The sequence below is a fragment of the Pseudoalteromonas sp. APC 3893 genome (assembly GCF_030408095.1).
Taxonomy (GTDB): Bacteria; Pseudomonadota; Gammaproteobacteria; order Enterobacterales; family Alteromonadaceae; genus Pseudoalteromonas.
The window spans coordinates 314174-329587 of sequence record NZ_JASDCD010000001.1 but is presented as its reverse complement, the minus strand read 5'-3'; the positions used below and the strand labels follow the sequence as shown (position 1 = coordinate 329587).

The window sequence follows — 15414 nt, the reverse complement described above, 5'->3', positions numbered from 1 at the left end:
ACTGAGTACCGAGCCTAGGGCTCGGCTTTAATTTTTAACTTTTTTAGTAAGCAAAATAAGCGATTAATTGCTTTTTGCTGATCACAAACACACCTAAGCCGCCTTGTTCAAATTCAATCCATTCAAACGGCGCGCCAGGGTAAAGTGCATCCATGTGTACCATAGAGTTGCCCACTTCGACAAATAACAAACCGTTATCAGTTAGATGTTCTGCCGCTTCACTTAAAATTGTGCGGGTAACATCTAGGCCATCGTGACCAGATGCAAGGCCAAGTTCTGGTTCATGGTGGAACTCACGCGGTAAATCTGCCATATCCTCAGCGTCAACATACGGTGGATTAGCGACGATCAGATCGTATTTTTGTCCTGGCACACCACTAAATACATCAGATTGTATTGGCAATACGCGATCATTTAATTGGTAATCAGTAATATTGATATCAGCCACTTCAAGCGCTTCATAAGAAATATCAACCGCATCAACTTGTGCATCGTCAAATGCTTGTGCAAGCGCAATCGCAATACAGCCAGAGCCAGTGCATAAGTCTAAAATACGGTTCACCGATTCAGGCTGCTCTAACCACGGTGTAAAACGATTATTAATAAGCTCAGCAAACGGCGAGCGTGGAATTAGTACGCGCTCATCAACGTAAAATGGCATATTTGCAAACCATGCGATGTTTGTTAAATAAGGAACTGGTGTAAAATCGTTAATTCGCTCTGCGATTAAACCGGCTAAACGGTTCTTTTCCGTACTGGTTAACCGTGCATGCATTAACTCTTTTGGCGCATCAACTGGTAAACTCAATGCAGGAAGTAATAAGCTAACCGCTTCATCCCATGCATTGTCGGTCCCGTGGCCAAAGAAAATACCACTGCTGGCAAACTGGCTAGTCGTCCAACGTAACCAGTCATGCAATGTTGAAAGTTCTGCAACAGCTTCATCTAAGGTTGCTTCTTCTATTAGTAATTCGCTCATGTGTGTTATCTGCCTGCTTACTTTCAAAAAATGTATATTCAATCGAGGTGGATTAACCTCTTGATTGCCCTATTGTAACTCGTTTCAACATCGGTTTTTACTCGATTTTTAGCATTTTTTTGTTTAGACTGCCGCTATGAAAAAAGATCCTCACTCAAACAGCCAAATCAGCACTGACGACATTGACTTGTTTCGTCAAAGTATTAACGGTGCCAGTGTATTTAAACAAGACACCCATCGTTTTGCTAATAAACCTAAAGTGTCACAAGCGAAGCAATTTGCCCAGCAAAAAAAGCAACAACAGTCAGAATTTTTCTTTTCTGATGAATATGTGCCAGACATAGACACTAACGGTACAGTTAATTATGTGCAAGATGGTCAAGACCGCTTTTTAGCTAAGCAATTGCGTCGTGGGGATTTTATTCCCGATCTAACCTTGGATTTACACGGTTTAAATAAAGAAATTGCCAAAGACGAGTTAGCAGGCTTAATTCATGAATGCAAAAAAAAGCATTATTACTGTGCTTGCGTCGTTCATGGTATTGGTGGACATATACTCAGACATAAAGTCCCGCAATACCTTGTACAACACCCCGATGTAATCGCGATTCACCAAGCCCCCCTTGAATATGGTGGAAAAGGAGCTGTGCTCATTTTGATCAATCTACCGCAAAATGATGAGTTCAGGCGATAAACACCATCTTTGATTTTCCAACCACTTTAAATTTAGGGCAATAAAGCAGTGCATATTTTTTCAATTATTTTTCCACTGATCTTTATTGTTGCCCTTGGTTACAGCTGCTGTAAGTTAAAGTTTTTTCAACAACAGCACATCGCAAGACTAAGCAAGTTTACTTTTTATGTTAGTTTACCTGCCTTCTTGTTATTAAATATGTCCCGTATCGACTTACAGCAAAGTATTAGTCTATCTGCTTTTTTGAGCTTCTACATTCCTGTCTTGTTGGTATTTACCAGCGGCATTATTATCGACCGTTTTTATCTGGCTAAACAAAAAAACTATCAAGAACATGGCGTATTTGGCTTAGCGTCAAGTTATTCAAACATGGTACTTGTGGGCATACCTATCGTCATAGCCTCATTAGGCAAAGACATGATAGCCATAGCGTTTATGATTATTACTTTTCATAGCGCATTATTATTCGCATTGACGTATTTGATAGGCGCAAAAGGCAGTGAACACGCATTTTCATGGCCAACCTTTATCAAGAGTATGGTGCTAAATCCTATTGTATTGAGCATAGGTTGTGGGCTTTTGCTCAACATAAGTGGTATACACTTGTTTGATAATTTAGCCAATAGTTTAGAGTTGCTCGCAACGCCTGCCATAGCCTGTGCGCTGTTTGTATTAGGCGCTAACTTAGCATTTTACAAAATCGCGGCTAATTGGCAACCGGCGTTAATAGCGTCATTAATGAAAATCTTTGTACTGCCTGCAGGGGTGTTTTTAATAGGCAGCTATGCATTTTCACTCGATAGAGAAATTTTAAATGTGTTGGTACTGTTAAGCGCCTCTCCTGTTGGGGTAAACGCCTACCTCATTGCTAGCCAAATTGGTAAACACCAAGTTACGCTTGCAGGTGCCGTGGTACTTTCAACTGTATTAAGTGTAGTTAGCTTTAGTTTTTGGTTATCGGTGCTTTTGTAGCCATAGTGTGCATTAATTAATTCCCAAACAACCTCTGTTCAATTGCTGTTGTTTCTTTAACGGCGAAATAAAGTTTTCTTCGCGTTCTTTATTTGTTAGACAATGACGTTTATAAGGAAGTGCATTGATTGCTGCTTGTGCGATACCCTCGCTAATTGCTGGCAATGTATATACTTTATTCGTATTTGAAAGCAGCAATAGACGGTCATTTTGTTCATCAAACGCCAACGATTGATTTTGATAATCCTCACTTTGATAAAATAGTTTTCCAGTTGCAACTTCATATATGCTCGGCTTGCTGCCATTTAAAATAACGTACTTATTCGACACAGTGGCCGTTAAGTTATTAGGTTCAGTTAAGGTATTGAAGCGATGCTGTTCCTGTGCGTTTTGGCTATCATACACGATTAATTCTTGATCTTTTAAACCAACAATAAATTGTTGTTGATGTGATTTGTACGATTTAATGTCAGAATCAAATTCCAATTGTTTCAGCAACTCCCCAGTGTTGAGATCATACATAAGCAAACTACGTTTTGACTTTTGCACTATCAACCGCTGCGTCGCTTCAATAAAAAATCCACTATCAATGTTGCTCAACTTATCTATTGTGGCAATCTGCATGGCTGTATTTAAGTTATATACTTGCCCACCCGCATTATAGCTTGTGGTAAGTGCAAACAGGCCTGTTTCACTAACTATAAGTTTATCAACGGTAATATCATCCGCTAATTTAAACTCAGCCAATAAAGCTTTACTTTCTATATCAAATTTTGACAGAGTGTTACTTTTCCAATCACTTTTCAAAAGGACAAGCTGAGCTTCGTTAGCTGTGAGTGCAATATTAGCAATATTAATATCATCGCTGTCTTGACCAAACTTAAGGTAGTCAGCTTTTTTAATATCAAACACCTTGGTACTGTTAAACTGACAATTAACAGTTAAGTAGCGGCCACTTTTTGACCAAGAATTAGCTGCTAGTCTAGCTGAATTGCATAATGTAAGTGTTTGCTGGATATCACCTTGCCCGGTACCGATTAGGTAATAACGCTGTTCATTTTCATGACTTGGTGTTAAAAGTTGCTTACCATCAGCACTAAATTGGCTGCCCCATACTTTACTATCAGGTGATAATGCAAAGTGGGGTTGAGTTTTATCTAGTTGCCACAATGCAATTGATTTTTCTTTACTGGACACCCCGAGTAATAAATTATTTTTCAACTGTAACTTAGGTGCGCCCTGCAATTTAAAAGTCGTCATTTCTGTGCCTGTTTTTACATCCCATACCCTCACTGTGCTATAAGATATGGTCAATAACATAGTGCCATCACTGGTAAAGGCTGCATCAGTTACATCACCAAAGTGGCTCAATGGGCCGCCTGTATTTGTTTTAATATTCCAAAGGACTGGCGCTTTTTGTAAACCTCGAATAAATTCAGCATTAGTAGCATTATTTACAATAGGCTGAAAATTCGACATAACAAACATATATTCGCCTGAATTATCGGTCAGCGCGTGCATTCCTGAGCTTTCCCCTTGGATTTCTCCTGCTACTATTGTTTCAACTCGAGTACCCTTATTATCATAAATCAATAGACCTTGACTATCTGATGTAAAGCGCAATTGTCTTGCCAAGCTACTCGTCGTCCCATAGCTGATATCTAATTCGATATGTCTGATCAGGGCTCCTGTAAACGCATCAAATATACTGGCCTTACCAAATGCAACAGGAGAGATCACGAGATATTTACCATCTGGACTTAGAAGTAATTTATCATTAGTAAAATTGTTGGATATTGTGTGATCAAAAATAACTTTCTGCTCTGACACTGACCAGGCAATGATACGATTCATAGCAGACAAGGTGTAAACTATACTGCCGTCTGGACTTAGCAATACCTGCACTATATCTACATTGAGCTTCGTTGTTGCTAGCTGCGTTAATGATTTACTATCCCACAAAGTGACTTGGCCTTTATTTGATGCCGTGACTAATTTTGTTGCATCTTCACTTTGCGCAAAAGCAACAATCGCCTGCTCTGCGGCAATCTCTTGATCTTGAGCCATTTGATGATATGACAAATACTGTAACTTGCCATCACTCAAAGCAAACAAACCTTGCTCTGCATTAAATTTAACCTGTGAAAAATTTTCGGCACCTTGATAGTGAAAGAGCTTATTAGTGGCATAAATTGCTGTTCTTATTTGACCAATATCATCAGGCATTGGCCGCTCTCCGCCATAACGGCCTGGTAACGCATTCAAACCTAATAACAAAGCAAGGTCGTGCTCGCCATTGCTATTCGCTTGGCGCGCTCGATCAATTAAAAAACGACTTTGATTTAACAGTGATGCATCACGTTGCTCGGTCGCTAATTGTTCATTCTTTACTGCTCGTTGTTGAGCAAAAAAAGCCATGAACCCTGCCGCAATTGCAACAATAGCTAAGATAGCAACGCCACTTAACCATTGTCGTAAGCGCTTGGTTTTTTGCTGAGCAAGCTCTAATTGGTAAGCTTGATCGCGCTTTGTTAATGCGCCCAGCGGTACTGCGATAATGCCAGCAATAATTTTTAACAGCATTAGCTGCTGCTGAGCTTGATAACGAGTTACTCGTTCGTTTATTACTTTAGCCGACACAGAACCTAAAGCTTTTAAATACTGTCGATAAGCTTCTACCGATGCCCACCCCTGCTCAAGTACCCCATCATGGTTAACCCTAAAATCTGCTGCCAACGGTTCAGCAAGTTGTGATGTAGGCTGACCGTTAGCATCATATGCATATTGTAAGGGCTTCGGAAAGCATTCATCACTGGCGGTAAAACCCTGCTCTTGTTTACTAGTATCCCAACTTGCGTTTGGTTCGCCATCTATCATTACTGCAATAATTTGATCCGAACGACCTAGTTTTTTAAAGTAATCAATTTCGTCAGCTACATAAGTTGAAGCAACCGCATTAGGTGAACACAACACGATTAACAAGCCGGTATTATCAAGTGCTCGAGTAATCGCATTGGCTAAATCGGCATCTGCGGGGAGCTCTTCCTCGTCACGAAAAATAGGAAAGATCCGTTCTGGGATGACATCCCCTCGAGCATTCTTTTGACCAACTAAATCTTTAGGTATTTCATAGGTTTCAATTGCTTGGTGTAACCAGGTTGCCCATTGACGCCCTGTTTGTTTATTGTCTGCGTGACGATACGAAATAAATGCTAAATATTGATGAGTTAACTGTGACTCACTCATATTTAACTACCTCTTACAAAATCAACAATATACAAATCACCCTTCGCAGTTTGCGGTTTTAACGGGTAGCTCACTGCAAACTCTTCTGGAACTTTATTTTTCCACCAATCAACAACATCTGCGGTGCCACCTAAACCTCGCCCAGCGTTACCATCCCATACTGCAATTAAATCATCCGCAATAGCCACTAAATGTGCGCCTAATGCAGCATATTGATTAGCGCGAGCAGGATTAGTTACCTCTTCCATATCAGCAACATGCTGATACACAGGTGGGATCTCGCTATACCAAAGTGATTTCGCAATGAATTGTTCAAATTCATTATTATCATTATCAAAATCCATTTTATAGAGCTCATAAGCCATTGGCAGTAACGCTATATATGGGGCACCCAAAATAATTTTGGCGCGCTCAACAACTAACCGATCAGCTCCTTGAGCCAAGCCACTAACAAATTGAAAATGATCATTTGGGTATCGTTGTTTAATTTGCAATAAGGTAGTATCAATCGAGGCTACCAACTCGCTGTATTTTGAGTCCGCTAAATCATTAAAACGATGCCCTGTTACTGCAATTGTTCTGACTCGTTGCAAGCCAAACTCAAATTCACTGCTATTAGCCATGGTTTGTAGGTCGGTCACAGTACTTGTAAAAAAATCATTGTTACCTTGCTGTTGCAGAGTGTTGAGTTCACCCCACGGTTTTAATAATGGGTGCTGCTTGGTTAAGTTAGACCGCACATCATTAAATTGCCAACCATCAATGCTGCGCTCAGCACACCAACGCGTGTGCTCCATAGCCGACATAAGAGTAAGCTCACTGGCACTGATTTCAATTCCCTGAGCAGTTGTGCAAAATCGTGCGCCAATTGCTGCCAGCTTGTTATCCCAACTCATAGCAAACGCACGGTTTGCTTCTTTTAAGCTATATGGCAATGCTTGCCATGAGGTAGGCTGGCTGTCGTCATTGTTGCTGGCCAAGTAACTGTGCTCATGAGTGCGTTTTGCTATTAAACTGCCAAGCGGTTGGGTAATAGCACTGATATTGATGTCTTTACTATTGTTATTGAAAGCATATAAATTATCTGGAATCTTTTGATTTTGCCGCGCGGGACTATCACCAATTTCAGCATGATCAGTGGCATAAATAATCGGTGCCATAAACAAGCAATGGTTAAACATTGCGTTTCGTAGCGCCAATGCCACTTCAAAGCTATTTAAGCTTTCACTTTCAAATACATATACTTGTGTTACATCATTTAGTAGCATTGCAAGACGTTGCTGCTCAGCAACTAACTGAGCAACATCTTCTTCAATGACCTTCAACTGTGTTGCTGCAGCAATAGCAGCAAACTCAGCTTTTAAGCTGCCATTCGGCTTATCAGTAATGAACGTAATCGTTGGCGTTTGTAAACTCTTATAAATTGCATTTTTGGCTATCGTTCGTGCTAAATCTAGCGCATTATCATTACAGCCAAATATAATAATATGCGCCCGCGATACACCTTGAATATTGGCATAAGGCTGTATTGGATAACGCTGTAATAAGTGCTCCGCTAAAATTTGGCTTTTTCGCCAAAATCGCAATTCAGTTTGAGTGTTACTCATAAAGCGCGGTAATTGATTTAATTTATCAGCCAATACTCGGCTATGTAAATGTACAAAAACCTGAGGAGAGTTTTCGCCTTCAACAGTATTTAAATAAGGGAGTACTTGCTCTGCTATGGCGATATTTTTATTGTCATCACCGCAGCAAAAAAATATATTTTTCGCATGCCGTACATTTAACTTTTTAACCACCTTTAGATTGATTTCACCATTGAAAACAATCGCACCTCGGCGTTTTAACAGTGCAATATTACTATTTTGACTTTGATGCTCTATCGCTATTACTTTTTTACCTTGCTCAAGCGCCGACACGGCAATAGCAGAGCCTTTATTACCAAGACCTATCACTAACTCAAAACCAGTACGCGGACGTAATAAAAATGCCAATAATTGTTTTGCACCATCAAAAATCAGTACAAAGAAAATTAAAGCCGTGGTTAGCGGGGCTGCAAAACGTGCAAACTCAATAAAAATATTCATATGCTGAGTTTTATGAAGATCTTGTGTCCAATCTCCACTAAAGGCGAATAACCCAGCTATAGCGTATATATTATTTGCTAACGGTTCATTCCATTTGGGGGTAAGTGATAGCCCGAGTAAGCCAACCAACATAATGAAAATAAATAACCCAAATAGAAACAAACTCGATTTTTTTTCAGTATCCATAACACCTAAATTATTATTATTTATAAATTCACACTTAATAATAACGGCACATCTTAGTTACTGCCAGCTATTCCGAGTAAAGTATTAACAATTATATTGCATAAGTAATCGATTGTTACAACAAAGTAAGGTCCATGATTAGGTAAGTTTTCTATTATCAGCAGCTTTCTTTAAGGTCATGCATTGGGGATATAAGCAACGACGAGTATACTTTTGTTTTAATTACTCTTTTCTTAGTTATAAACCCCCTGCAACATCAATAAAACTTCCGGTAGTAAAAGAGGCTTGCTCAGACGCTAAAAAGTAAATTGCAGCGGCCACTTCTTCGCCCTGTCCACCACGTCCTAAAGGGAGCTTTTTCTTGAGCCTATCGACTCGATTAGCTTCCCCACCATCACGATGCATATCAGTGTAAATAAGCCCAGGTCTAACGCCGTTCACGCGAATTTTTTGCTGTGCTACTTCTTTGGCAAGACCAATAGTTAAAGTATCTATTGCTCCCTTAGACGCTGCATAATCGATATATTCGTTTGGCGATCCGGTTTTTGCTGCACCTGATGACACATTGACAATACTGCCACCATTTACCATTCGCTTTATCGCCTCGCGGCTACATAAAAAAGCGCTGGTGATATTGGTAGTCAGTATTTCATTAATACGTTTTGCGTCCATATCAAGTAGCGTCATCTGTGGTTTTAAAATACCGGCGTTGTTGACCAAAACATCAAGCTTGCCAAATATCTTATCAATACTTTCGAACATGGCTATTACATCATTTTCTTTAGATACATCAGCTTGCAGCATTAGCACCTTCACTCCTAAGGCTTGAACTTGCTGTGCTACTTTTTTTGCTTCAACGTCATTGGTTTTGTAATTAAGACAGATATCGTAACCATGGCGAGCGAAATGAATGGCAGTCGCAGCCCCTATTCCACGACTAGCGCCGGTTATTAGCACTATTGGATTTGAGCTCATTGTCTATCCTGAGAGTTAAGTTTTTAAACGGCCTATTGAGTTTGTGCTTTTCTATCAGGCCGCTTAAAGGGATTATTTAATTGCAGCGACAACTGATATCTCTACCAATAATGCATCTCGCGCCATTTTAGCTTCCACACACGCACGAGCCGGTGCGTGCCCTGCTGGTACCCACGCATCCCACACCGCATTCATATCAGCAAAGAAGTCCATACTTTTTACATAAATAGTGGCACTAAGCATATGCTCTTTTGAGCTTCCTGCTTCATCTAAGAGTGCTTCTACCTTATCAAGCATGGTTTGGGTTTGCTCTTTAATACCTTGCTCTGCATCTGCACACACTTGGCCGCATAAGTACACGGTGCCGTTATGTTTAACAATGCGGCTCATACGCGCACCTGTTTGAAGACGTTCGATACTCATGTTCATTCTCTCGTTAATTTATTTGGCGCTAATTTAACAAAGTAAGATCAATAAGGTTAACAGTTTAAGATGAAATAATTTCTAGACATCAACACTAACTGGTGAGTGTATACTCAAATATTGACTTTTTTGCTCAGTATCATCATAACTGATCACTGCAACAGCCCCCGTGTTAAATATAGGCATATTGCCATTACTCAGCTGATCAACCAAATAGCTAACAATTGGCATGTGTGCCACCACCAGCCAAGTATCGCACTCTGGATGTAATGCAATTAAAGTTTCAAGGTAGTCAGCCGCAACTTGCGGGTTTCCTTCAGGTATAATGTCTGTACAGGTTTCTTCAAATAAAAATGCGTTATTCTTTTTAACGCCTTGCGCTGTTTGTTGAGCTCTTGTGAAAGGGCTCACTAATAACGCTGTTGGAGTATAGTTAGTGTGTAACCACTTACCCATTTTTTCTGCTTGCTGTTGGCCAACTAGGGTCAAATTTCTACTTGCATCGTCTGCTTGCATCGGTGTTGCTTCGCCGTGACGCATAATTAGGATTGTTTTCATAAAAAATCAACCGATTAAAGAATATAAAACAGTAGCCAGTTTGCCCGTTTGTCCGCTATATTAAAGCAATATAACCTATCGCTTATGATATTCAGGTATTAGGCATCGCAGTTAAATACTGTCCTGAAGATATCATGTGTTGTAAACAAGTAAACGTAAGTTTCAGGAGCATCATTTGAATATCAGCCGTAATGATAACAGAACATACCACTCCCTAACACTGGACAATGGTCTAAAAGTGTTAATAGTGCAAGATAAAGATTCAACTAAAGCTGCCGCATCCATGGCTATTAATGCCGGACACTTTGATGATCCCGATGATAGGCAAGGCTTAGCACACTTTTTAGAGCACATGCTGTTTTTAGGCACTGATCAATTTCCTGAATCAAATAGCTTTAGTAACTTTGTGTCCCAATCTGGTGGCAACACGAATGCGTGGACAGGAACAGAACACACCTGTTACTTCTTTGATATTAATAATCAAGAGTTTGAACATGCTCTCACACAGTTTAGTCGCTTTTTTATCGCGCCACTTTTGAGCCCAGCTGAAACAGAAAAAGAACGTAATGCCATAGAAGCTGAATTTAAATTAAAAATTAAAGATGATGGACGCCGTATATATCAAGCACATAAAGAAACCGTTAACCCGGCTCACCCTTTTGCTAAATTTTCTGTCGGTAATTTACAAACCTTAGCGGATCGTGAACTCTGTATTAGTGATGAATTAAGAGCTTTTTTTGACACCCATTATCAAGCACAGTGGATGACTCTCGTTGTTTGTGCAAATGCTGAAATAGCACAAATGCAACACTGGGTAACGGCGCTGTTTAGTGATATCAAAGGCGCTAATGCTACAAAGCCTCCGATTGAAGCACAGCTCTACCGCGAGCAAGATTTATGTAAAGTGTTACATATTGAGCCTCATAAACACATGCAAAAACTCATTGTTAGCTTTGCAATGCCCAATATCGATGAGTTTTATCGTCATAAAACCGTCAGCTTTATTGCACACCTATTAGGCTATGAGGGGCAAGGCTCTTTATACTCCATTTTAAAAGAGCAAGGCTGGATCAACGCTCTCTCCGCAGGTGGTGGAATAAATGGCAGTAACTTTAAAGATTTTAATATCAGCATGGCGCTGACTGATGAAGGCATAGAGTATTATGAAGACATTGTTGAAATGGTGTTTGAATACATTTGCTTAATTAATCAAAATACCGACAAACTACCACGACTTTATCAAGATAAGAAAAACCTATTAAAAATAGCGTTTGATAACCAAGAAAAAGCACGGCTTATAGATTGGGTGAGTAATTTAAGCGTCAATATGCAGCATTACGACGAAGCTAACTATGTCCAAGGTGACTATTTGATGGAGGGGTTTAACCTGCATGCCCACGAAATAGCCATGCAATGGTTAGTACCGCACAATATGCGTTTGGTGCTCATTCATCCCGATGTTGAACCTGAGCACAAAACTCAGTGGTATCACACACCCTACCGCGTCGAAGGGTTATCTAGCTGTTGGCTTGAGGCGCTTAGCGAAATAAACACGCCACTACCTGAAATGTTATTACCAACTGCAAACCCCTATTTAACTAAAGAAGTGGCTTTATTTGATGTAGAACAACCGCAAACTAAACCCACGTTACTAGTAAAAGAACCCGGTTTTGATTTCTGGTTCAAACAAGACAACACTTTTCGGGTCGCTAAAGGACACTTTTATTTAGCAATGGACTCTGACTACGCGGTTAAAGATATTAAACACATGGCACTAACACGGCTATTTGCTGATTTATTTATGGATAGCGTGGCCGAACAATTTTACCCAGCTGAATTAGCAGGTTTAAGCTACCATTTAACCTCGCACCAGGGCGGACTAACACTGCATACTGCGGGTTTATCATCAAGCCAATTGGAGCTTGTAGATGAGCTACTAGATGCCCTGTTTAACGTTGATATCTGTGCCAAACGCTTCGCTGAATATAAAAAGCAGTTGGTGCGCCATTGGCGTAATAGCAACCAAAATAAACCTGTTGGCGAGTTATTTAGTGTGCTTGGCGCGAAAGTCATGCCATGGAACCCTGAACCTGAAGAACTTGCAACGGCTTTAAAAGACACCAGTTTTCATCAATTTAATTGTTTTCGGCGAGAGTTCTTTAAAGCGTTACACGTTGAGTCTTTCTTACACGGGAACTGGCGAGAAAGTGATGCAATAGAGTTTCAAAAAGAGGTCGCAAATCATTTAGCCAAATCTGCAACAATTGCTGATTTGCAACGCCCATTGTACGAAATTGATAAAATTACCCGTGCCCAGCTTGAGTTAAATTGCAGTGACAATGCCATGGTAATTTACTATCAAGCGTTAACCAGCGACGTTAACGAAAAAATAAAAATGATGGCGTTAAATCATTTAATTAACCATGATTACTTTAATGAGCTACGCACCAAGCAACAACTAGGTTACCTAGTAGGTGCTGGGTATGCCCCCTTTAATACTCGCGCAGGCATCGCTTTTTATGTCCAGTCACCAAATTATAGCGCAACAACATTGCTAGAACGCCATAATGAATTTTTAGCTAGTTTTGTTAGTAACCTGGATGCCATTGATGAGCAACAGTGGCAAATGCAAAAACATGGTCTTAAAACCCATATAGCCGAAAAAGATAAAAACTTACGTTTACGCTCGCAAAGGCTTTGGCTGGCTATCGGTAATCAAGACCACGAATTTCATATGCAGAAAAAGCTTTTAAATGCATTAAAAGAGCTCACGCTGTCTCAAATGAAACGTTATATACTCGACACCTTCAGTGATGATAGAGCAAGATATGAGCTATTGAGCGTTGCAAAATTAAAGAAACAAACAAAACAGAGTGTTTACTCGCATTCTCTTTGACACAACCTGACGCTTCTATTAGATTATCTAGTGAAGATTAAAGAAGTGCACAATGATAATAGAAAAAATAACAATAAAACTAACTGTATTTGTATTTTTACTGCTCAGTTTTAATCCACTAGCTTATAGCGAGCAGTTAGTAGATAAACAAACCTTAATGGTTTATATACCTAGCGTATTTATTGCGCTGGTTTTACCATTTCTGTTATTTACCATCCACAGACTGCGCCGCTCACGTAAACAGTTACGTGTCTCAGAGCACCGTTTAAAAAGCACTGTTGAAGGCAGTGGCGATACCTTGTGGGATTGGAATATCGGATCCGGTGAAGTATTGCGTATAAACGACAAATACATGATGGATCGAAACACTCAAACAGACTTCCCCCCTAACAGGTCGCTGATCCACCCTAATGACATATCCAGTGTTGAGCTTTTACTCAAACAACATTTTGCCGAACAAACCGCCTTTTTTGAAGCAAGTTACCGTATTAAAGATAGTTTCGACCGCTGGCGTTGGGTACTTGATCGCGGCAAAATCATCGAAAAAGATGCAAGTCTTAATCCATTGCGAATGACCGGCACAGTCCGTGATATTACCTTATTAAAATCAACTGAAGCCCGCCTAAACCTATTTGCAAAGTGTGTTGAATCGCTTACTGATGCTTTGGCTATTTACGATAAAAACTTTAATCTGGTTGATTTAAATCCAAGTTTTTTAAGTCAATTTGGCGGCAACCGTGAAAACTACCTTAATAAGCCTTTCACCTTGCAGGGCTATGAAGAAAGCTACATAGAAGAGATAAAAAATACCGTGCGTCGCACGGAGCATTGGCAACAAGAAGTAAAACTACGTAATAGTGACCGCAAAGTATTACCTATTGAAATTTCTATCGACGAAATAAAAAATGAGTACAATCAAATCTGTAACTACGTGGTGGTATTTTCAGATTTAACAGAGCGTAAGAAAGCCGAGTCGCAATTACATAATTTATCCAACCGAGATAGAACCACCGGCTTGCCTAATCGGAACTTGTTTTTTACTGATCTAAAAAAACTAGCAAAGCAAGATGACCACCATGCGCTATTGGTTTTTGATTTAGATAACTTCAAAAAAATCAATGACTCACTAGGCCATCAACTCGGCGATAGCTTATTAGCAAAATTAGCCATGCGGCTAAATAAGCTCACCCGTGAAAAAGACGTGTTTTACCGCTTAGGTGGTGATGAGTTCGCTCTTGTAATGTCTGGTACAAACGATATTCACACCATCACTCGAATGGCGAAACAGTTTTTAGCCGCTATCGCGACACCATTTAAAATGGCGGGTCATGAATTGGTGATCACTTCTAGTTTAGGTATTGTGCTATTCCCTGAAGACGGTAATACGCCAGAGCTGTTACTTAAAAATGCCGACACAGCTATGTATCACGCAAAAAAGAAAGGCAATAGTTACCTATTTTTTAACGATACAATGAATCGTCAAGCTGTTAAACGTTTACAAATCGAAAACTTAATGAGATTTGGTTTAAAAGAAGATCATTTTGAGGTGTATTACCAACCGAAAATGAACATTCGTACTGGCAAGTTCACAGGTATGGAAGCTCTGGTTCGGTTTATTACACCGAAAAAAGGCATTATTAGCCCAGGCGTGTTTATTCCTATTGCTGAAGAGACTGGTCAAATTATTGAAATAGGTGAAGTGGTATTAAACAAAGCTTGTCGTGATGTAAAAGAGTGGCTCGATGCTGGTTTATTTAACGGCCGAGTAGCGGTAAATTTGTCAGCAAAGCAATTTAGCTTGCCAGATTTAACCACGCGGATTGATGTGATTTTACAAAAAAATGCACTACCGTCTTACTTTTTAGAGCTTGAGATCACTGAAGGTACTGTAATGGATGACCCTCAAGACGCTATATCGATTATGCGTTCACTCAGTGCACGCGGTATTCACTTAGCTATGGATGACTTTGGCACAGGCTATTCATCACTTGCATACTTAAAGCAATTTCCACTTAATACATTAAAAGTTGATAAAGCATTTATTGATGATATGGAAAACGAACGGGGCCGCAATATGGTCGATTCGATTGTTACCATTGCCCACAACCTAGATTTACATGTTGTTGCAGAAGGTGTTGAAGAAGCGCAGCAAATAGCAATTTTAGAGCAACTTAATTGCGAAACCATGCAAGGTTATTATTACTCTAAGCCATTATCAAAAACCGAATTTACCGCATTTTTGCAAAAACAACTTAATGAATCAGCGCCAAGTTTAATCCATCAAGCTTAAGGGCGCCAAATGCACGCATTGACCCCAACACCCTGTAATAAAGCTCTACGGTAATGTAAGTTAAATAAACACCATGCTATGGGCCCTAGCACCCCTGCAAGCATCACC

The 15414-nt window shown here is 39.9% G+C and carries 10 protein-coding genes; 4 read left to right on the top strand and 6 right to left on the bottom strand.

Features of this window, described 5'->3' with window-relative positions; all coding sequences use genetic code 11:
- Positions 1-43 precede the first annotated feature (43 nt).
- Positions 44-979, bottom strand: a complete 936-nt coding sequence (prmB, locus tag QMA12_RS01375; protein ID WP_290208803.1) for a 50S ribosomal protein L3 N(5)-glutamine methyltransferase — start codon at positions 977-979, stop codon at positions 44-46.
- A gap of 136 nt (positions 980-1115) precedes the next feature.
- On the opposite strand from prmB, the gene smrB reads away from it, so the two are divergent.
- Together smrB and QMA12_RS01365 are read left to right on the top strand one after the other, a co-directional pair.
- On the top strand, positions 1116-1673 hold the full coding sequence (gene smrB, locus QMA12_RS01370; RefSeq protein WP_290208804.1) for an endonuclease SmrB: 558 nt from the start codon (positions 1116-1118) through the stop codon (positions 1671-1673).
- 48 nt (positions 1674-1721) lie between these two features.
- On the top strand, positions 1722-2645 hold the full coding sequence (locus QMA12_RS01365; RefSeq protein WP_290208805.1) for an AEC family transporter: 924 nt from the start codon (positions 1722-1724) through the stop codon (positions 2643-2645).
- 12 nt (positions 2646-2657) lie between these two features.
- Here QMA12_RS01365 and QMA12_RS01360 read toward each other — a convergent pair whose 3' ends face one another.
- From QMA12_RS01360 to sixA, 5 genes are all read right to left on the bottom strand, one after another.
- Positions 2658-5891 carry a toll/interleukin-1 receptor domain-containing protein gene (locus QMA12_RS01360; protein ID WP_290208806.1) on the bottom strand — a complete coding sequence of 1078 codons (3234 nt, stop codon included), beginning with the start codon at positions 5889-5891 and terminating at the stop codon, positions 2658-2660.
- Between the two features lie 2 nt (positions 5892-5893).
- The gene (locus tag QMA12_RS01355; protein WP_290208807.1) at positions 5894-8164 is read right to left on the bottom strand and encodes an NAD-binding protein; all 2271 of its coding nucleotides are present in this window, start codon (positions 8162-8164) and stop codon (positions 5894-5896) included.
- Positions 8165-8401: 237 nt separating this feature from the next.
- A complete protein-coding gene (locus QMA12_RS01350) occupies positions 8402-9139 on the bottom strand; it encodes an SDR family oxidoreductase (RefSeq protein WP_290208808.1) in 738 nt (245 codons plus the stop codon).
- Positions 9140-9211: 72 nt separating this feature from the next.
- Positions 9212-9562, bottom strand: a complete 351-nt coding sequence (locus tag QMA12_RS01345) for a RidA family protein (RefSeq protein WP_087531769.1) — start codon at positions 9560-9562, stop codon at positions 9212-9214.
- Positions 9563-9643: 81 nt separating this feature from the next.
- Positions 9644-10120, bottom strand: coding sequence for a phosphohistidine phosphatase SixA (gene sixA / locus QMA12_RS01340; protein WP_290208809.1), 477 nt, complete (start codon positions 10118-10120; stop codon positions 9644-9646).
- Between the two features lie 175 nt (positions 10121-10295).
- Here sixA and QMA12_RS01335 point away from each other — a divergent pair, with 175 nt between their 5' ends.
- Both QMA12_RS01335 and QMA12_RS01330 read left to right on the top strand, forming a co-directional pair.
- Positions 10296-13016: an insulinase family protein gene (locus QMA12_RS01335; RefSeq protein ID WP_290208810.1), complete on the top strand. Its 2721-nt coding sequence runs from the start codon at positions 10296-10298 to the stop codon at positions 13014-13016.
- 52 nt (positions 13017-13068) lie between these two features.
- Positions 13069-15306 (top strand): EAL domain-containing protein, encoded by a 2238-nt coding sequence (locus QMA12_RS01330; protein WP_087531771.1) that lies wholly within the window; start codon positions 13069-13071, stop codon positions 15304-15306.
- Positions 15307-15414 lie beyond the last annotated feature (108 nt).